Origin of the sequence: Streptomyces sp. PA03-5A, from assembly GCF_033792725.1 — a bacterium.
In the GTDB taxonomy this organism is placed as follows: domain Bacteria; phylum Actinomycetota; class Actinomycetes; order Streptomycetales; family Streptomycetaceae; genus Actinacidiphila.
The window spans coordinates 59081-77379 of the sequence record NZ_JARAVL010000016.1 but is presented as its reverse complement, the minus strand read 5'-3'; the positions used below and the strand labels follow the sequence as shown (position 1 = coordinate 77379).

At 72.0% G+C, this 18299-nt stretch carries 18 protein-coding genes; 7 read left to right on the top strand and 11 right to left on the bottom strand.

Features of this window, described 5'->3' with window-relative positions; all coding sequences use genetic code 11:
• The first annotated feature begins 29 nt into the window (after positions 1 to 29).
• The 5 genes from PV410_RS21085 to PV410_RS21065 all read left to right on the top strand — a co-directional run bounded on the left by PV410_RS21085 (position 30) and on the right by PV410_RS21065 (position 3743).
• Positions 30 to 707 (top strand): response regulator, encoded by a 678-nt coding sequence (locus PV410_RS21085; RefSeq protein ID WP_026251393.1) that lies wholly within the window; start codon positions 30 to 32, stop codon positions 705 to 707.
• A complete protein-coding gene (locus tag PV410_RS21080) occupies positions 704 to 2257 on the top strand; it encodes an ATP-binding protein (protein ID WP_500326672.1) in 1554 nt (517 codons plus the stop codon). Before PV410_RS21085 ends, PV410_RS21080 begins: the two co-directional genes overlap by 4 nt.
• Positions 2254 to 2916, top strand: a complete 663-nt coding sequence (locus PV410_RS21075) for a hypothetical protein (RefSeq protein WP_500326670.1) — start codon at positions 2254 to 2256, stop codon at positions 2914 to 2916. The genes PV410_RS21080 and PV410_RS21075 overlap by 4 nt, the downstream gene beginning before the upstream one ends.
• 53 nt (positions 2917 to 2969) lie before the next feature.
• On the top strand, positions 2970 to 3458 hold the full coding sequence (locus PV410_RS21070; RefSeq protein WP_500326668.1) for a VanZ family protein: 489 nt from the start codon (positions 2970 to 2972) through the stop codon (positions 3456 to 3458).
• Between the two features lie 84 nt (positions 3459 to 3542).
• A complete protein-coding gene (locus PV410_RS21065) occupies positions 3543 to 3743 on the top strand; it encodes a PspC domain-containing protein (protein ID WP_499513615.1) in 201 nt (66 codons plus the stop codon).
• A gap of 75 nt (positions 3744 to 3818) precedes the next feature.
• On the opposite strand, the gene PV410_RS21060 is transcribed toward PV410_RS21065, so the two are convergent.
• Together PV410_RS21060 and PV410_RS21055 are read right to left on the bottom strand one after the other, a co-directional pair.
• A complete protein-coding gene (locus PV410_RS21060) occupies positions 3819 to 4148 on the bottom strand; it encodes a hypothetical protein (RefSeq protein ID WP_500326666.1) in 330 nt (109 codons plus the stop codon).
• Positions 4149 to 4314: 166 nt separating this feature from the next.
• Complete coding sequence (locus PV410_RS21055) at positions 4315 to 5508, bottom strand: adenosine deaminase (RefSeq protein WP_500326664.1); 1194 nt, start codon at positions 5506 to 5508, stop codon at positions 4315 to 4317.
• A gap of 101 nt (positions 5509 to 5609) precedes the next feature.
• Between PV410_RS21055 and PV410_RS21050 the strand changes: the two genes are divergently transcribed.
• A complete protein-coding gene (locus PV410_RS21050; RefSeq protein WP_500326662.1) occupies positions 5610 to 6395 on the top strand; it encodes an alpha/beta hydrolase in 786 nt (261 codons plus the stop codon).
• 23 nt (positions 6396 to 6418) lie between these two features.
• Here the strand turns inward: PV410_RS21050 and PV410_RS21045 are convergent, their stop codons facing one another.
• Positions 6419 to 7255 carry an aminoglycoside phosphotransferase gene (locus PV410_RS21045; RefSeq protein WP_500326660.1) on the bottom strand — a complete coding sequence of 279 codons (837 nt, stop codon included), beginning with the start codon at positions 7253 to 7255 and terminating at the stop codon, positions 6419 to 6421.
• 62 nt (positions 7256 to 7317) lie between these two features.
• Positions 7318 to 8298 (bottom strand): LysR family transcriptional regulator, encoded by a 981-nt coding sequence (locus tag PV410_RS21040; RefSeq protein WP_500326658.1) that lies wholly within the window; start codon positions 8296 to 8298, stop codon positions 7318 to 7320.
• 63 nt (positions 8299 to 8361) lie between these two features.
• Here PV410_RS21040 and PV410_RS21035 point away from each other — a divergent pair, with 63 nt between their 5' ends.
• Entirely contained in the window at positions 8362 to 9648 is a 1287-nt protein-coding gene (locus tag PV410_RS21035) for an MFS transporter (RefSeq protein WP_500326656.1), read from the top strand.
• A 70-nt stretch (positions 9649 to 9718) separates the two neighbouring features.
• Here the strand turns inward: PV410_RS21035 and PV410_RS21030 are convergent, their stop codons facing one another.
• The 7 genes from PV410_RS21030 to PV410_RS21000 all read right to left on the bottom strand — a co-directional run bounded on the left by PV410_RS21030 (position 9719) and on the right by PV410_RS21000 (position 18043).
• Entirely contained in the window at positions 9719 to 10996 is a 1278-nt protein-coding gene (locus tag PV410_RS21030) for a thymidine phosphorylase (RefSeq protein ID WP_500326654.1), read from the bottom strand.
• A 15-nt stretch (positions 10997 to 11011) separates the two neighbouring features.
• The gene (locus tag PV410_RS21025; RefSeq protein WP_500326652.1) at positions 11012 to 11434 is read right to left on the bottom strand and encodes a cytidine deaminase; all 423 of its coding nucleotides are present in this window, start codon (positions 11432 to 11434) and stop codon (positions 11012 to 11014) included.
• Positions 11431 to 12720 (bottom strand): ABC transporter permease, encoded by a 1290-nt coding sequence (locus tag PV410_RS21020; protein WP_500326650.1) that lies wholly within the window; start codon positions 12718 to 12720, stop codon positions 11431 to 11433. The genes PV410_RS21025 and PV410_RS21020 overlap by 4 nt, the downstream gene beginning before the upstream one ends.
• Positions 12717 to 13832 (bottom strand): ABC transporter permease, encoded by a 1116-nt coding sequence (locus tag PV410_RS21015; RefSeq protein WP_499513605.1) that lies wholly within the window; start codon positions 13830 to 13832, stop codon positions 12717 to 12719. Before PV410_RS21015 ends, PV410_RS21020 begins: the two co-directional genes overlap by 4 nt.
• Positions 13829 to 15379: an ABC transporter ATP-binding protein gene (locus tag PV410_RS21010; protein WP_500326648.1), complete on the bottom strand. Its 1551-nt coding sequence runs from the start codon at positions 15377 to 15379 to the stop codon at positions 13829 to 13831. The genes PV410_RS21015 and PV410_RS21010 overlap by 4 nt, the downstream gene beginning before the upstream one ends.
• Before the next feature lie 257 nt (positions 15380 to 15636).
• Positions 15637 to 16686 carry a BMP family lipoprotein gene (locus tag PV410_RS21005; protein ID WP_500326646.1) on the bottom strand — a complete coding sequence of 350 codons (1050 nt, stop codon included), beginning with the start codon at positions 16684 to 16686 and terminating at the stop codon, positions 15637 to 15639.
• 154 nt (positions 16687 to 16840) lie between these two features.
• A complete protein-coding gene (locus tag PV410_RS21000) occupies positions 16841 to 18043 on the bottom strand; it encodes a M20 family metallopeptidase (RefSeq protein ID WP_500326644.1) in 1203 nt (400 codons plus the stop codon).
• Positions 18044 to 18299: the final 256 nt, after the last annotated feature.

The following is an 18299-nucleotide window of genomic DNA, read 5'->3' as shown; positions in this document are numbered from 1 at the left end:
CCACGGTCCACTTGGGAGAGAATGCGGGCGTGCCTTTCCTGTTGCTGATCGAGGACGACGACGCCATCCGAGCGAGCCTCGAACTCGCCCTGTCGCGCCAAGGCCACCGTGTGGTGGCCGCGGCCACGGGCGAGGACGGGCTGAAGCTGCTGCGCGAGCAGCGACCGGACCTGATCGTGCTGGACGTCATGCTCCCGGGCATCGACGGTTTCGAGGTGTGCCGGCGCATCCGGCGCACCGACCAGCTGCCGATCATCCTGCTGACCGCGCGCAGCGACGACATCGACGTCGTGGTGGGTCTGGAGTCCGGAGCCGACGACTACGTCGTCAAGCCCATCCAGCCGCGCGTGCTGGACGCCCGCATCCGCGCCGTGCTGCGCCGCGGCGAGCGGGACAGCACCGACGCCGCCGCCTTCGGCAGCATCGTCATCGACCGCTCGGCGATGACCGTGACGAAGAACGGCGAGGACCTGCAGCTCACCCCGACCGAGCTGCGGCTGCTGCTGGAGCTGAGCCGCCGCCCGGGGCAGGCCCTGTCCCGGCAGCAGTTGCTGCGCCTGGTGTGGGAGCACGACTACCTCGGCGACTCGCGCCTGGTGGACGCCTGTGTGCAGCGGCTGCGGGCCAAGATCGAGGACGTGCCCTCGTCGCCGACCCTGATCCGTACCGTCCGGGGTGTCGGGTACCGCCTGGACGCGCCGGCGTGAGTCAACCGCACCACGAGGACACCACCGGTGACACCACGACGGATCAGCGGCTGAGCGGCTGGAGATCACGGCTGCTGCGGCTCACCAGCCTGCGGCTGCGCCTGGTCGCCGTCTTCGCCGCCGTGGCGCTGGCGGCCGCCGTGTCCGCCTCCGGAATCGCCTACTGGCTCAACCGCGACGCCGTGCTGACCCGCGCCCAGAACGCCGCGCTCAACGACTTCCGCGCCTCGATGACCCGCAACGCGGGCTCGCTGCCGCGGCACCCGTCCTGCGACAAACTGGCGGACGCCGCGCGCAGCATCGGCACCAGCACGCAGACCTACCAGGTGCTGCTGATCGGCACCGGCCCGGACGGCGAGCGCTGCGCGACCAAGTCGCAGAGCGACGGCTTCTCGCTGGACGCCGTCCCCGCGACGCTGCGCAAGGCCGTCAGCAAGCGCAACCCCAAGGAGGGCGACCCCGCCGAGTACCACCTGTACTGGCAGCGGGTCACCCGCAACGGACAGCCGTACCTGGTGGGCGGGGCCAAGGTGATCGGCGGCGGGCCCACCGGCTACATGTTCAAGTCGCTGGAGGCCGAGCGGAAGGACCTCAACTCGCTGGCCTGGTCGCTCGGCATCGCCACCGCCCTCGCCCTGATCGGTGCGGCGCTGCTGGCCCAGGCCGCGGCCTCCACCGTGCTGCGGCCCGTGGCACGCCTCGGCGACGCCGCCAGGAGGCTCGGCGAGGGCAAGCTCGACACCCGGCTGCGGGTCACCGGCACCGACGAACTCGCCGAGCTGTCACGGACGTTCAACCGCACCGCGGAACGGCTGGAGCGACGTGTCGACGAGCTCAGCCAGCGCGAGGCGGCCAGCCGCCGCTTCGTCGCCGACATGTCGCACGAGCTGCGCACCCCGCTGACGGCGATCACCGCCGTGACCGAGGTGCTGGAGGACGAGGCGGACTCCCTCGACCCGATGATCGCCCCCGCGGTGCGGCTGGTGGTGAGCGAGACCAAGCGGCTGGGCGAGCTGGTGGAGAACCTGATGGAGGTCACCCGCTTCGACGCCGGCACCGCACGCCTGGTCATGGACGACGTCGACGTCGCCGACCTCGTCACCGCCTGCATCGACGCCCGTGCCTGGCTCGACGCGGTGGAGCTGGACGCGCCGCGCGGCATCATCGCGCTGCTCGACCCGCGCCGCATCGACGTGATCCTGGCCAACCTGATCGGCAACGCCCTCAAGCACGGCGGCTCGCCGGTCCGCGTCAAGGTGCGGCAGGACGGGGACGAGCTCGTCGTCGAGGTCGCCGACAACGGCCCCGGCATCCCGGAGGAGGTGCTGCCGCACGTCTTCGACCGGTTCTTCAAGGCGGACGCCTCCCGGGCCCGTTCCGAGGGGAGCGGCCTGGGCCTGTCCATCGCCCTGGAGAACGCGCACATCCACGGCGGAGAGATCGCCGCGGCCAACAACCCCGGTGGCGGCGCGGTGTTCACGCTGCGCCTGCCGATGCGCACCGGGGCCGGCCAGGCGGCGGAGACCGAGGAAGGGAACGAGAGCAAGTGACGCAGCCGTCCCGGGGCGCCGCCCCGGACGCCCCGGGTCTCCCGTCCGCGGGTGCCGCCCGCCGTCGCCGGCGCGCCCCGCTCCTCATCCTGCTCGGCGTGGTCCTGCTGGCCGGCTGCGGCATCCGCACCACCTCGGTGCCGGTGGACGCCGGGCCCGCGCCCTCCCGTGTCTCCTGCGCGGTGCCGGACGAGGAGGCGAGCCCCACGGCGACGGCCTCCGCGTCGCCGCAGGGCCCGGCCGCCCGGGTGTTCCTGGTGTGCAGCGCCCAGGTGGCCGCGGTGAACCGCTCGGTGCGGACCGGGGGCCTGGACCAGCTGGGCATGGCCGTGCTGCTCCTGCGCGAGCTGCAGCGCAAGCCGCGCGGCGGCGAGTCCGCGGCCGGCTTCACCACGGCCGTGCAGGGCGACCTGGCCGTGGAGGGACCGCGCCGCGACGACCCGCGCGGATCGCTCCGGCTCAGCGCCCCGCTGGGCGACCTGCCGCCGTTCGCGCTCGCCCAGGTGGTGTGCACGTACGCCGGTACGGCCGCGGGCTCCGGCAGCGGCGGGGTGCTCCTGGGCGGCTCCGACGACACCCCGGTGCGCCGCTTCACCTGCACCGGGGACCTGCGCACCGACCCCGAGGCGGCGGAAACCGCTGGAACCGCCGTGAAGTGACAGACGTCCTTCCAGGCGTGCGGCGCGACGGCTCTCTCCCGAAAGTGCGCGCGGTGGGCCTGGTACTCGCCGCGGTTCATCTGGCTCTGGTGGGGTGGCTGATGCTGCGTCCGCAGTACGTGCCCTGGGTGGACGCCCCCAACCTCCGTCCGTTCGCCTCCATCCGCTCCGACCTCGCCATGGGGCCCGCGGAGGCGGCCCGCCGGATCGGCGCGGGGCTGGCGCTGCTGGCCCCGCTGGGCGTGCTGCTGCCGATGGCCGGCGGCCGGGTGCGGGTGTCGGCACCGGGCTCGTTCGCCCGCACGGTCTTCGCGGGGCTGATGATCTCGCTGGCCCTGGAGTTCGTGCAGACCGGGGTGCCGGGCCAGATCTTCGACGTGGACGCCCTGCTCCTCAACACGGCGGGCGTCGCGCTGGCCCACCTCGCCGTGGTGCCCGCGGCCCGCGCCTGGGTGCACCGGCGCAGCGTCCGCCGGGAGGACCGGCTGACCGGTGCTCAGGGGCGGACCCCGAGGATTCCCAGGGTCGGGATCGCACCGTAGAGCGACGATTCACGACGGTATGCGCTCGTACGGTGATGTCATCGGCCGGAGAGACCGGCCTGGACTCCCGAAGGAGCACCCGCCATGTCCGCACTGGTCCGCCCCCGTCACGGCCGGATGATCGCCGGGGTCTGCGCCGGACTCGCAGACCGGTTCGGCACCTCCGCCACCACGATGCGCGTGATCTTCCTGCTGTCGTGCCTGCTGCCCGGGCCGCAGTTCCTGCTCTACCTCGCGCTGTGGCTGCTGCTGCCGGACGAGGGACACGCGAAGACCGCCGTGTGACGCCACGGGCCCCGGAACACCTGCGGGCCGCACCCCGAGGGGGCGCGGCCCGTCCGGCGTTCGTCCGGGTGGTGCTCAGCCGCCGATCGGCAGGCCCTGCAGCGGCAACTGGCCCAGCGGCAACTGGCCGCCGACGGGGAGGCCGCCGAGCAGGGTGCTCAGGCCCGTGGGGGCGTTCTGCACGCCGGGAACGATGTTGGCGGTCTTCGGCAGGCCGCTGGTGACGGCGCCGACCGGGACCGACTTCGCCACGTCGGCGACCGGCACGGAGGCCGGCAGGGCCGAGGCGTTCGGCAGGCCCAGGTTGGTGTCCGTAGGAGCGGCGGAGGCGACGCCCGCGGCGGCCCCGACGAAGGCCACGCCCAGCGCGGCGGCACCGAGAGTCTTGACGGTTCCGGTCTTCATGGTTGCGATCCTCGTGATGGGGGATGGTGCGTCCGCCGCGGCACACACGGAACGTGTTCGCGGGATTTCGGAACGTATCGACGGGACGCGGGGCGGTGCAAGCGGCCGCGCGCGGCCGCACGCGGCCCGGGCCGCCCCGCCGCCGCACGGCGGGACGGCCCGGGTCTCATCCCTCTTCCGGCAAGGAATCGCTGGCCACGACGGTGGCGGCGGCCGTCTGGCGGAACAGCCACTCGGCCTTCAGCTCCGAGTATCCGGGCTTGATCACGTCATTGATCATCGCGAGACGTTCATCGAAAGGGATGAAGGCGGACTTCATCGCGTTGACCGTGAACCACTGCATGTCGTCGAGCGTGTAGCCGGAGGCGGCCACCAGTTCGGCGAACTCGCGGCTCATGCTCGTGCCGCTCATCAGGCGGTTGTCGGTGTTGACCGTGACCCGGAAGTGCAGTCGGCGCAGCAGCCCGATGGGATGTTCCGCGTACGAGGCGGCCGCGCCGGTCTGCAGGTTGGAGGTGGGGCACATCTCCAGGGGGATGCGCTTGTCGCGCACGTAGTTGGCGAGCCGCCCGAGGGAGACCGTGCCGTCGTCCGCGACCTCGATGTCGTCGATGATGCGCACGCCGTGCCCGAGCCGGTCGGCGCCGCACCACTGCAGGGCCTGCCAGATCGAGGGCAGGCCGAAGGCCTCGCCGGCGTGGATGGTGAAGTGGAAGTTCTCCCGCTGGAGGTACTCGAAGGCGTCGAGGTGGCGGGTGGGCGGGAAGCCGGCCTCGGCCCCCGCGATGTCGAAGCCGACGACGCCCCGGTCGCGGTAGCGGATGGCGAGTTCGGCGATCTCCTGCGAGCGGGCGGCGTGCCGCATCGCGGTGAGCAGGGCGCCCACCCGGATCCGGCCACCCGCCTCGCGGGCCCGCCGTTCGCCTTCCCGGAAGCCCTCGTTGACGGCCTCCACGACCTCGTCGAGGGAGAGCCCGCGTTCGACGTGGAGCTCGGGGGCGTAGCGCACCTCGGCGTAGACGACGCCGTCCGCGGCGAGGTCCTCGGCGCACTCGGCGGCGACCCGGGTGAGCGCCTCGCGGCTCTGCATGACGCCGACCGTGTGCGAGAACGTCTCCAGGTAACGCTCCAGCGAGCCGGAGTCGGCGGCCTCGCGGAACCAGGTGCCGAGCTTGTCCGGATCGGTCTCCGGCAGGCCGTCGTAGCCCGACGCGCGGGCGAGGTCGACGACGGTCCCGGGGCGGACGCCGCCGTCGAGGTGGTCGTGGAGCAGCACCTTGGGCGCGCGGCGGATCTGCTCGGGCGTGGGGGTGGCCCCCGCAGCGCCCGCGGGGAAGGGGAGCGTGCTTGAGCTCGTCATTTCCGAAACATACCCCCTACGCGCGTAGAGCTCTTGGATGATGCCGAATATTGACCTCCCGGCCAGGTCGTGCACACCTTCCCGTCTGCCATGGTTACGCCATGGCTTCGCAAGCTTTACCGGTGCGTGGTGCGCGGTTGGGGAAGAGAGTGACACCGGGTCTGAACCCGGCGGCACGGCGGGATACGGACGACGAGGCGGTCCGTGCCGCCGTGCTGCTGCTGCCCGGCGGCAGTGCGCTGAGCACCCGTCGGCGCTCCCCCGTGGCCGCCGCGGCGATGGTGCCGCTGGCCCGCCGTCTGGTGCGGGCCGCGGGCCGCGGTGAGGGCCTGGCCGTGCACGTCGTGCACTACCGCTTCCGCGGCTGGAACGGCGGTCACGCCCACCCGGCCGAGGACGCGCGGTGGGCGGTCGACGAGGTCGTCCGCCGCTACGGTGACGTACCGGTGTCGCTGGTCGGCATGGACATGGGCGGCCGCGCCGCGCTGCACGCGGCGGGCCACCCGGCCGTCAACTCGGCGGTCGCCATAGCCCCGTGGCTGCCCGACGCCCCGGAGCCCGATCCGGTGAAGCAGCTGATAGGCCGCCACATCCTGATCGTGCACGGTACGAACGACGACTCCACGCACCCCGACCTCTCCTACCGGCTGGCCGAACGCCTGAAGAAGGTCAACCGGGACGTGTGCCGGTTCGAGGTCCACACCGACGGCCATCTGCTCCACGACCACCGGGCCGAAGTCGCCTCCCTGACCGCCGACTTCGTCCTCGGCACCCTGCTGGGGCGGTCCTTCGCCCGCCCGGTCGCCGACGCACTGGCCGCCCCTCCCCCGCTCGGCCTGCGCATGCCCCTGGCCTCGGGTTTCGGACGGTCGCCCCAACTGCGCTGAGCGCGGGGCGCCGAGCACCGGGGTCAGCCCCGCCCGCGGACCCTCCGTTCGACGAGGTCGGCCACGCGGGTGAACCCGGCCATCTCGTCCTCGGGCAGGGCGCCGCCGGGACCGGCCGGCACGGCCGGCGCACCCAGACGGAAGAGCAGGGCACGCAGGAGCATCTGCGCGCCCTCGGCACCGGGGACCGCCGAGTCCACCAGGCGGTGCCCGGCACGGTGGTGGAGCAGGCCGTCGACCACCACGATCGCGTCGGCGTACGCGACGGGCCGCCAGTAGGGCGAGAAGTCGATGACCGCGGGGGCCCGGCCGGGCGCGAAGAGGACGTTCCCCGTCAGGTCGCCGTGGATGAGCTGGGCCCGTGCCTCGACCGGTTCGCGGAGCCGTTCCATCCTGGTGACCAGCCGCCGGATCTCCGCCGGCGGCTGCGCTGTCGACTCGCCCCAGGCGAAGCGGTCGGCCACCGCCCACGGATGCCGGTGCGCGTCCAGGTGGCCGGGTCGCGGCACATCGCGCAGCGCCTCGTGGAAGGCCCTGCCCGCGGCCAGCAGGGCGTCCCATCTGCCGGCGGGGCCGGGCTCTCCCGCCAGGAACTCGGTCGCCGCCCATCCTTCGACGACGTGACCACCACCCGCGGAGCGCAGGAATCGCGGAACCCGGAAGTCCCGGCGCCCCTGCAGACGTTCCATCAGCCCCGCGGCCCAGGCGGTCTGCCCGGCGTCGGCGCCCGGCTTCAGCACCGCGCCCGCCACCCGGACGCTGTGCCCCTGGCCTCCTGCCAGCGGCTCGGGCCGGCCGGAGAGCCCGAAGGCCTCCACGACATGCGGGGGCGGCAGGGCCGGGTCGGTCGCACGGGTCATGCCCCGCATCCTCCGGGACCGGCGGCTCCGGACGCATCCGCGTTCCGGGCCGGCCGGCGGCGTCAGCCGGGGAGGAGCTGACCGCGCCTGCCGAGCAGGAACTTCTTGAAGGCGGCGACGGGTGCCGTGTCGGGGTGGCCGCCGAGCCAGGCCACGCCGATCTCCCGGACCGCGCGCGGGGCGGTGACGGTGAGCTCCACGACTCCGGGACGCGGGACGAGCGGCGGCGGCAGCAGGGCCACCCCGAGTCCGGCGGCGACCAGACCGCGCAGGGTCTCGGCCTCCTCCCCCTCGAAGGCCACCCGCGGGGTGAAGCCCGCCTCCGCGCAGAGGGCGTCGGTGATGCGCCGCAGCCCGTAACCGGCTTCCAGGCTCACAAACAGCTCCCCTGACGCCTCCGCCAGGCGCACCCTGCGGCGGGAGGCGAGCCGGTGGTCGGCGGGGACGACCAGCCGCAGCCGCTGCTCGTCGAGGCGCCGGACGACCAGGTCGGGCGCGTCCGGCACCGGCGAGGTCAGGCAGAGGTCCAGATCGCCCGCGCGCAGCCCGGCGAGCATCGCCTCGCCGTAGTTCTGCACGAGCTGGAAGCGGATCCGCGGATGGTCGGCGCGGAAGGCCCGCAGCAGGGCCGGTACGGTCTCCGGGCCGAGCGTGTGGAGGAAGCCGAAGGCGACCCGTCCCGACTGCGGGTCGGCGTCGGCGCGTACGGACTCGGCCGAGCGCTCCACCTCGCCCAGCGCCCGCTCCACCGATGCGAGGAAGCCGCGGCCCGCGGGCGTGAGCGAGACCGTACGGCCCTGACGGGCGAAGAGCGTGACGCCCAGGTCGAGTTCGAGCCGGACCATGGCCCGGCTGAGCGTGGACTGGGGCACCCCCAGCTCGCGCGCCGCGCGGGTGACGTGCTCGTGCCGCGCCACCGCGGCGAACTGGGCGAGCCGGGGGGCCAGCACCGCCGCCCAGGAGGCGCTGTCCAGCTCCGCTCGCGTGTCTGTTGCGTCACGGGACGGTGACAGCGACCGGGCTGACCTCGCTTCATGCGTCATGGGAACGATTATCGCCACTCCGTGCATTGGACGCATGAAACCGGCCCGGCCTAGCGTGAAGGCATGTCTCCCGCCGATACAGGGGCGTCCACCGTGATACGGCCGGGTGCCGCCGCCTCCGCCCCCTCAGCCGCGACACTGCGACCGGGTGAACCCGGCTACCGGCGCGCCATCCTGGCCCTTTTCGCCGCGGGACTCGCCACCTTCGCCCTCCTCTACTCCACGCAGGCCCTGCTGCCGGCGCTCTCCACGGGGCTGTCCCTCAGCCCCGCCCAGGCGAGCCTCACGGTCTCGGCCACCACCGCCGCCCTGGCGCTGGCCCTGCTGCCGGTGAGCGCGCTGAGCGAGAAGTACGGCCGCACGGCCGTGATGACGGCGTCGGTCTTCAGCGCCTCGGCACTGGCCCTGGTCATCCCCTTCGCGCCGGACCTCACCACCCTGGTCGTCCTGCGCGCCGTGCAGGGCGTGGCCCTCGCCGGGCTCCCGGCGACCGCGATGGCGTACCTCGGCGAGGAGATCCACCCCAAGGCGGTCGCCTCCGCGATCGGCCTCTACGTCGCGGGCAACAGCATCGGCGGCATGAGCTCCCGGGTCCTCACCGGCGCGGTGGCCCAGGCCTTCGGCTGGCGCGCCGCACTGTTCGCCGCCGGCGCCATGGCGGTGCTGTGCGCCGTCGCCTTCCGGCTGCTGATCCCCACCGCCCGCAACTTCCGTCCCGGCCCGGTCAGTCCCGCCGCCCTCTGGCGCACGGTGATCGGCCACCTGGGCACCCCGCTGCTGCGCCGGCTCTACCTGATCGGGCTGCTCTTCATGGCAGTCTTCGGCGCCGTCTACAACGTGCTGGGCTACCGGCTCGCCGCCGAGCCCTTCGGCCTGTCGCAGACCGCGATCGGCCTCATCTTCCTGGTCTACCTGGTCGGCACCGGCGCCTCCGCGGCCTCCGGCGTCCTGCACGCCCGCCTCGGGCGGCGCGGCGCCCTGTACGTCGCCGTGGTGCTGGCCGCGGGCGGGCTGCTGCTCACCCTCGCGGGCTCCCTCATCGCCGTGCTGACCGGACTGGTCCTCATCACGGCCGGCTTCTTCACCGGCCACTCCATCGCATCCGGCGCGGTCAGCCGCACCGCCACCACCGGCCGCGCCCAGGCCTCCGCGCTCTACCTGACCGCGTACTACGTCGGCAACAGCCTCGGCGGCACCCTGGGCGCCTCCGCCTTCCACACCGCCGGCTGGGGCGGCACCGTCGCCCTGTGCCTGGCCGCCGTCCTGGGCGTCGCGGGGATCACCGTGTACGCGACCCGGCGCGCGGTCGCGGACCGGCGGCTCGCCGTCCCGGCGGGACGCACGGCCTGACGGCCGTACGACGAAGGACGGGACCGGTGGAAGTCCACCGGTCCCGTTCCTGGTCGCGGGGCGGCCCCGCTCAGGCGATGCGGTCCAGCACGATCGGGGCCGGCGTGAACGCGGTGCCCGCCGGGGAGATCTCGACGCCGCCGGCGAGGGCCGCCAGCGCGTAGTCGAACTTCTCCGGGGTATCGGTGTGCAGGGTCAGCAGCGGCTGGCCCTGCGTGACCGTGGCACCCGGCTTGGCGTGCAGCTCGACGCCCGCGCCGGCCTGCACCGGGTCCTCCTTGCGCGCCCGGCCGGCGCCCAGGCGCCAGGCGGCGACACCCACGGCGTAGGCGTCCAGGCCGGTGAGCACACCGGACCGCTCGGCCGTGACGACGTGCTGCTCGCGCGCGACGGGCAGCGCCGCGTCCGGGTCGCCGCCCTGCGCGGCGACCATGCGGCGCCACACGTCCATGGCGGAGCCGTCGGCGAGCGCCTTGGCGGGATCGGCGTCCTTCAGCCCCGCAGCGTCGAGCATCTCGCGCGCCAGGGCGACGGTCAGCTCCACCACGTCGGCCGGGCCCCCGCCCGCCAGCACCTCGACGGACTCGCGGACCTCCAGCGCGTTGCCCGCGGTCAGGCCGAGCGGGGTGGACATGTCGGTGAGCAGCGCCACGGTCTTCACGCCGTGGTCGGTACCCAGCCCCACCATCGTGGAGGCCAGCTCGCGGGCCTGCTCCAGGTTCTTCATGAAGGCGCCGGAGCCGACCTTGACGTCCAGGACGAGCGATCCCGTCCCCTCGGCGATCTTCTTGGACATGATCGACGAGGCGATCAGCGGGATCGCCTCGACGGTGCCGGTGACGTCGCGCAGCGCGTACAGCTTCTTGTCGGCCGGGGCGAGGCCGTCGCCCGCGGCGCAGATGACGGCGCCGGTGTCGCCCAGGACCCGCAGCATCTCCTCGTTGGACAGCAGCGCCCGCCAGCCCGGGATGGACTCCAGCTTGTCCAGGGTGCCGCCGGTGTGGCCGAGACCGCGGCCGGACAGCTGGGGGACGGCCGCACCGCAGGCCGCGACCAGGGGCGCGAGCGGCAGCGTGATCTTGTCGCCGACGCCACCGGTGGAGTGCTTGTCGGCGGTCGGGCGGGGCAGCGAGGAGAAGTCCATGCGCTCGCCGCTGGCGATCATCGCAGCCGTCCAGCGCGCGATCTCGGACCGGTCCATGCCGTTGAGCAGGATCGCCATCGCGAGCGCGGACATCTGCTCGTCGGCCACCTCACCCTTGGTGTAGGCGTCGATGACCCAGTCGATCTGGTCGTCGCCGAGGCGGCCGCCGTCGCGCTTGGTGCGGATGACGGAAATGGCGTCCATGGTTCACGTACCTTCTTAGCGGTTGGTCAGGTCGTCCGGGCCGAACGCGTCGGGGAGGACGTCGCGCATCGTGCGGATGCCGTCGGACATCTCCACCAGCAGTTCGGGGCCGCCGTGCTCCCACAGCAGCTGACGGCAGCGGCCGCACGGCATCAGCTGGTCGCCCTTGCGGTCGACGCAGGTGAAGGCGACGAGCCGGCCGCCCCCGGTGGCGTGCAGGGTCGACACCAGCCCGCACTCGGCGCACAGGCCGAGTCCGTAGCTGGCGTTCTCCACGTTGCACGCCGAGATGACCCGCCCGTCGTCCACCAGTGCGGCCGCGCCGACGGGGAAGTGCGAGTAGGGGACGTAGGCCCGGGACATGGCGTCCCGGGCCTGCGTCCGCAGGCCTTCCCAGTCGACGTCGTCGACGCCGACCGGGCCCGCGGTGTCGCTCACTTGCCCTGGCCCTTCCGGTACCTCATACCGTCAGCCTTGGGCATCCTCAGACGTTGTGCCGACAGGGAGAGCACCAGCAGGGTGACGACGTACGGGGTCGCTCCCACGAACTCGCCGGGCACCTCGTCGGTGAACAGGTACCAGCCCAGCACCGCCGCGCCGACGACCAGGCTGACGCCGCCCTGCCAGAAGCTGCGCTTCCACAGCTTCCAGGCCGCCAGCAGCACCAGCAGGACCACCAGGAGCAGCAGCAGCGCGTGCACCGTCGGGCCGCCGTTGCGCAGCTGGAGCGCGTCGGAGTAGCCGAACAGTCCGGCGCCGGTGGCGAGGCCGCCGACGCGCCAGTTGCCGAAGATCATCGCGGCGAGGCCGATGTAGCCGCGGCCGCCGGTCTGGCCCTCGAGGTAGATGTGCGCGGGGACCATCGCCAGGAAGGCGCCGCCGAGGCCGGCGAGACCGCCGGAGGTGATCACGGCGACGTACTTGTAGAGGTACACGTTGACGCCGAGCGACTCGGCCGCGACCGGGTTCTCACCGCAGGACCGCAGCCGCAGACCGAACGGGCTGCGCCACAGCAGGAAGAAGCTGCCGACGAAGAGCAGCACCGCGACGACCGTCAGCGCGGAGACGTCGGTGACCAGGCCGCCGAGCACGCCGGCGAGGTCGGAGACGAAGAACCAGCCGTGCTTCTCGATGCTCGCCAGCCCGTCGGACAGCCCGGGGATGTCGAACGACGGCAGGGCGTCGACCGGTGGGGACTGCTTGGGGTTGCCGCCCTTGGTGGCCGCGTCGCCGGTGGAGAACCACAGCTTGGCGAGGTACTGGGTGGCACCGAGCGCCAGGATGTTGATGGCCACGCCCGAGATGATGTGGTCGACGCCGAAGGTGACGGTGGCGACCGCGTGGATCAGACCGCCGAGCGCACCGCCGACGACACCGGCGAGGACGCCCAGCCACGGGTTGGTCTGCCAGCCGGCCCAGGCACCGAAGAAGGTGCCGAGGATCATCATGCCCTCGAGGCCGATGTTGACCACACCGGAGCGCTCGGACCACAGACCGGCCAGACCGGCCAGGCCGATCGGCACGGCGAGGCCGAGCGCCGCGGTGATCTGGCCCTGGGCGGTGAGCTGGTCCTGACCGGTGATGATCCGCACCACCGACACCAGCGCGAGCGCGGCGGCGATGATCAGCAGGATCATCGGGAAGGAGAGGCGGCCCTTGCGGCCCTTGGCCCCTGCGGCCTTGGGAGCCGCGGGCGGCGGGGTCTGGGTCATCGTGGCGGTCACGCCGTCACCTCCTTCTTGGTGCGGGCCTGGGCGGCGAGTTCCTCGCCGACCTTCTGCTGCTGGCGCTTGAGGCCGTAACGCCGGACGACCTCGTAGGCGATGACGACGCTCAGGACGATGACGCCCTGCATGACGCCGACGATCTCCTTGTCGTAGCCGTCGAACTCCAGGCGGCCCGAGCCACGCTCCAGGAAGCCCCACAGCAGCGCGGCCAGCGCGACGCCGACCGGGTTGTTGCGGCCCAGCAGGGCCACCGAGATGCCCGTGAAGCCGATGCCGGCCGGGAAGAGGTCGGAGCCGTAGGCGTGGGCGTCGTTCAGCAGCAGCGGCATGCCGGTGAGACCGGCCAGACCGCCGGAGATCAGCATGCTGGTGATCACCATGCGCTTGACGCTGACGCCGCTCGCGGTGGCGGCGCTCTCGGACATGCCGACGCTGCGCAGGTCGAAGCCGAAGCGGGTACGGCCCAGCACGAACCAGTAGCCGATGCCGATGACCACGGCGAGCACGACGAAGCCGTAGATCTGGCCGATGTCCTCGCCCATGTCGAAGTTGAACAGGTGGCCTGAGGAGGGCAGCGGCGTGGTCGACACCGAGGTCTGCGCCTTGTCCAGGTGGCCGAGCCGGCCGTCCTTGAGCAGGTAGCCGACGATGTAGGTGGCGATCGAGTTCAGCATGATCGTCGCGATGACCTCGCTGACCCCGCGCGAGGTCTTCAGCAGGCCCGCGATGCCGGCCCACATCGCGCCGACGATCATGGCGACCACGATGATCAGTGGGACCTGCAGGAAGCCCGGCAGCGTCACCGCGCCGCCGACGGCCGCGGCGAAGAAGGCGCCCAGGCGGTACTGGCCCTCGACACCGATGTTGAACAGGTTCATGCGGAAGCCGACGGCCACCGCGATGCCCGCGATGTAGTACGTGGTCGCCTTGTTGATGATCTCGACCTGGCTGTCGCTCTTGAAGCCGTAGTCGAACATCGTCCCGAAGGCGCCGAACGGCTCCTTGCCCGTGGCGAGCAGCACCAGCGCCGTGATCACGAACGCGGCCACGAGCGCCAGCACGGGGGCCGCGACGGCGAGGAGCACCCGCTCCTTGTCGATCTTCTTCATCGTTCCTCTCCCCCGTGGTCGGCGTCGCCGTCCTCGTGCTCCAGATGGCCGGCGGCCGCGCCGGTCATGGCGGAGCCCAGCTCCTCCGGGGTGATGGTGGCGGGGTCGGCGTCGGCGACCAGACGGCCGCGGTACATGACGCGCAGGGTGTCGGACAGGCCGATCAGCTCGTCCAGGTCGGCGGAGATCAGCAGGACGGCCAGGCCCTCGCGCCGGGCCTCGCGGATCTGGTCCCAGATCTGCGCCTGGGCGCCGACGTCCACCCCGCGGGTGGGGTGCGCGGCGATCAGCAGCTTGGGCCGGTGGCTCATCTCGCGGCCGACGATCAGCTTCTGCTGGTTGCCGCCGGACAGGGACGCGGCGGTCACCTCGATGCCGGGGGTGCGGACGTCGTACTCGCGCACGATCCGCTCGGTGTCGCGGCGGGCCGCGGCCGGGTCGAGGAAACCGCCCTTGCTGTTGGGGCGCTCGGTGACGTGGCCCAGGATGCGGTTCTCCCAGAGCGGGGCCTCCAGCAGCAGGCCGTGCCGGTGCCGGTCCTCGGGGATGTAGCCGATGCCGTCCTCGCGGCGCTTGCGCGTCGGGCGGTGGGTGATCTCGTCGCCGTCGAGGCCGATCCGGCCCGCGTCGGGCGGCAGGATGCCCATGATCGCCTCGACGAGCTCCGCCTGGCCGTTGCCCTCGACACCCGCGATGCCGAGGACCTCGCCCTTGTGGATGGTGAAGGAGATCTGGTCCAGGACGACGCGCTCGATGCCCTCCAGGTCGGTCTCCGACAGGTGCAGACCGTCGATGGTCAGCATCGGGACGTCGGTGACCGTGGACTCCCGGGTCTCGGGGGACGGCAGCTCGCTGCCGACCATCAGCTCCGCGAGCTGCTTCGGGGTCGTGGTCCGCGGGTCGGCGGAGCCGACCGTGGTGCCCCGGCGGATGACGGTGATCTCGTCGGCGACGGAGAGCACCTCGCCCAGCTTGTGGGAGATGAAGATGACGGTCAGGCCCTCGGCCTTGAGCTCGCGCAGGTTGTCGAAGAGCGCGTCGACCTCCTGCGGGACGAGGACCGCGGTCGGCTCGTCGAGGATCAGCGTACGGGCGCCGCGGAAGAGGACCTTCAGGATCTCGACGCGCTGACGGTCGGCGACACCGAGGTCCTCCACCAGGACGTCCGGGCGCACCCCGAGGCCGTAGGCGTCGGAGATCTCCTTGATCTTGGCCCGGGCCTTGCCGCCGATGCCGAACAGCTTCTCGCTGCCGAGGACGACGTTCTCGAGGACGGTGAGGTTGTCGGCGAGCATGAAGTGCTGGTGCACCATGCCGATGCCGCGGGCGATGGCGTCGCCCGGGTCGTGGAAGGTGACCCGCTCGCCGTCGATGGTGATGGTGCCCTCGTCCGGCTTCTGCATGCCGTAGAGGATCTTCATCAGGGTCGACTTGCCGGCGCCGTTCTCGCCCACGAGGGCGTGCACCGTGCCACGGCGAACCGTGATGTCGATGTCGTGGTTGGCCACGACACCTGGGAATCGCTTGGTGATGCCGCGGAGCTCCACGGCATTCTGGCTGGGGGGGCTGGACGCGTTGATGGCGCACTCTCCTCGCGGAAAAGAGCGGGGCGGGCGGGGTGTGGCGAACGTATCGCGAGAAGGGGCCTCTACGCGCGTAGCGTTGCCAGATCCATAAAGGGAAGAGTCACAACGGACACCGCGTGCGCGACACCCGGCTGAACACAGGCGCGAGGCCCGGGAAGGGGGGAGCCTGGGCTGTCCCCTCCCGAGCCTCGCGACCGGCGCTCACGAGAGACCGGGCGTCACTTGACGGTCGTCTTGACCTTGATGTCGCCGTTCACGATCTTCTTCTTGGCCTCGTCCAGCTGGGACTTGATGTCGTCGATGAAGCCACCGCTGGTGGACAGGCCGACACCGTCCTTGGCCAGGTCGTAGGCGTGGGTGCCGGTCAGCGGGGAGCCGCTCTTGACCGACTCGACGACCTCGTAGACCGCGACGTTCACGTTCTTCAGCGCGGAGGTCAGGATCGAGTCCTTGTACTTGGCCAGACCCGGCTGCTCGTGCTGGTCGGAGTCGACACCGATCGCCCAGGCGCCGGACTTGCCGGCGACGGCCTCGATGGCGCCGTTGCCGGAGGAGCCCGCGGCGGCGTAGATCACGTCGATGCCGTTGTCCAGCATGCCCTGCGCGGCGGCCTTGCCCTTGGCGGGGTCGGAGAAGCCGGAGAGGTCCGAGCCGCTGGTCAGGTACTGGGTGGTGACCTTGACCTTCGAGTTGGTGTCCTCGACGCCCTGGCGGAAGCCGGCCTCGAACTTGTTGATCAGCGGGATGTCCACGCCACCGATGAAGCCGACCTTGTTGTCCTTGGTCTTCAGGGCGGCGGCGACACCGGCGAGGTAGGAGCTCTGCTCCTCGGTGAAGACGATGCTGTCGACGTTCTTGGCGTCGACGACCGAGTCGACGATCGCGAAGGTCGTCTTGGGGTACTTCTTGGCCGCGGCCGTGATGGACTCGCCGTAGGCGAAGCCGACACCGATGACCGGGTTGTAACCCGCGTCGGCCAGGTCCTCCAGGCGCTGCTCGCGGTCGGCCTCGGTGTCGGAGGTCTTGGCGGTCAGCTCCTTGACGTCGACGCCGAAGTCCTCCTTCGCCTTGTCCAGGCCCTGGGCGGCGGAGTCGTTGAACGAGTGGTCACCACGGCCACCCACGTCGTAGGCGACGCCGACCTTCAGCTTGCCGCTGCTGCTGCTGTCACCGTCGCTGTCCTTGGAGCTGCTGCCGCAAGCGGTCGCGGTGAGCGCGAGAGCCGCGGAGGCTATACCCGCGGCGGCGATCTTGGTTACCCGGCGCAAGAGGGTACCCCTTCAACTCTGAGCGCCCCGTCCGGCGCTGGCTTAACCGGAGCTTAACGCGCGTAGATGTCAGGTAAAGGGGGGTTGGCCGCCCGTTATCGGATCGTCGCATTTCGGCCAGGTGACCCGGCCGTGTCGACCGGGTCACCCACCGTCATGCCAGCAGCGCAGCGGAGGTGAACAGCTCCACGCCGACCTTGATCGCGCCCTCGTCGACGTCGAAGTCACCTTGATGCAGATCACGCTTTGACGTGTCCCCAACGGGCCGTACGCCCAACCTCGCCAGCGCGCCCGGAACCTTCTCCAGGTACCAGGAGAAGTCCTCGCCGCCCAGGCTCTGCTCCGTGTCCTCGACGGTGTGCGCGCCGTAGCGGGCCGTCATGGCGTCGCGCAGCAGCTCGGTCGAGTCCGCCTCGTTGACCACCGGCGGCACCCCGCGGTGGTACGTCAGCTCCCACTTCGCCCGGTACATGGCGGCCACCTGGTCGATCACCTCGTGGACCAGGTCGGGGGCCTCGTGCCAGGCGTTCAGGTCCAGGCAGCGGACCGTGCCCTCCAGCTCGGCGTGCTGCGGGATGACGTTGGCCGCGTGACCCGCCTCGATGCGGCCCCACACGATGCTCATCCCGGAACGGGGGTCGATCCGGCGGGCCAGCACGGCCGGCAGCTCGGTGGCCATCTTGGCGGTGGCCATCACCAGGTCGGTGGTCAGGTGGGGGCGGGCCGTGTGGCCGCCCGCGCCGTCCAGGGAGAGCTCCAGCCGGTCCACGGCGGAGGTGATCGATCCCTGACGCAGCCCGATCCGCCCGACCTCGACCTTCGGGTCGCAGTGCAGGGCCAGGATCCGGCCCACGCCGTCCAGCGCGTCCGCCTTGATGGCGTCCAGCGCACCGCCCGGCATGACCTCCTCGGCCGGCTGGAACACCAGCCGTACCGGACGCCTCAGCTTGCCCTCGCGCTCCAGCTCCGCCAGGACCAGGCCGGCGCCGAGCACCACCGTGGTGTGCACGTCGTGGCCGCAGGCGTGCGCCCGGCCGGGGACGGTGGAGCGGTACTCCACACGCTTGGTGTCCGGGATCGGGAGCGCGTCGAGGTCCGCGCGCAGCGCCAGCCGCGGACGCTCCGGGTCGGTGGCACCGATGTCGCACAGCAGACCCGTGCCGCCGGGCATCACACGGGGCTTGAGGCCGGCCTGCTCCAGGCGGGCCTTCACCGCGGCGGTGGTACGGAACTCCTGCCGGCCCAGCTCGGGGTTCATGTGCAGGTCCCGCCGGAACGCCACGAGTTCGGCCCTGAGCCGCTCGGGCACGACGCCCAACAGCGCACCTTCGGGTGCGGCGGGAACTGTGGGCGCCACTGGCACGGGCTTTTCGGAGGGTTCGGAGGCTGAGTCGTTCACCTCCGACAGGCTAGACCGCATCTGTGCTCCTGATCGCTACATCGCCGTAAATTCATGCCGCGCGAGGAAGAAAAACTCCCCCGTTCGGCGCGTACCCCGCGCTGTACAGGGGTATGAACCTGGTTTATCCCTAGCCACTCCATAGTGGCCCAACGATCGCCCTGCCGCGAGGCAACGCCCTGTGACCGGCCCCGGGCGGCTCAGGCTGCGGCTC

What these genes read in the sequence shown, in the direction of transcription:
- PV410_RS21065 (WP_499513615.1), top strand. Translation starts at nt 3,543, where the DNA reads ATGTCCGCACTGGTCCGCCCCCGTCACGGCCGGATGATCGCCGGGGTC.
- PV410_RS21060 (WP_500326666.1), bottom strand. Translation starts at nt 4,148, where the DNA reads ATGAAGACCGGAACCGTCAAGACTCTCGGTGCCGCCGCGCTGGGCGTG.
- PV410_RS21055 (WP_500326664.1), bottom strand. Translation starts at nt 5,508, where the DNA reads ATGACGAGCTCAAGCACGCTCCCCTTCCCCGCGGGCGCTGCGGGGGCC.
- PV410_RS21050 (WP_500326662.1), top strand. Translation starts at nt 5,610, where the DNA reads ATGGCTTCGCAAGCTTTACCGGTGCGTGGTGCGCGGTTGGGGAAGAGA.
- PV410_RS21045 (WP_500326660.1), bottom strand. Translation starts at nt 7,255, where the DNA reads ATGACCCGTGCGACCGACCCGGCCCTGCCGCCCCCGCATGTCGTGGAG.
- PV410_RS21040 (WP_500326658.1), bottom strand. Translation starts at nt 8,298, where the DNA reads ATGACGCATGAAGCGAGGTCAGCCCGGTCGCTGTCACCGTCCCGTGAC.
- PV410_RS21035 (WP_500326656.1), top strand. Translation starts at nt 8,362, where the DNA reads ATGTCTCCCGCCGATACAGGGGCGTCCACCGTGATACGGCCGGGTGCC.
- PV410_RS21030 (WP_500326654.1), bottom strand. Translation starts at nt 10,996, where the DNA reads ATGGACGCCATTTCCGTCATCCGCACCAAGCGCGACGGCGGCCGCCTC.
- PV410_RS21015 (WP_499513605.1), bottom strand. Translation starts at nt 13,832, where the DNA reads ATGAAGAAGATCGACAAGGAGCGGGTGCTCCTCGCCGTCGCGGCCCCC.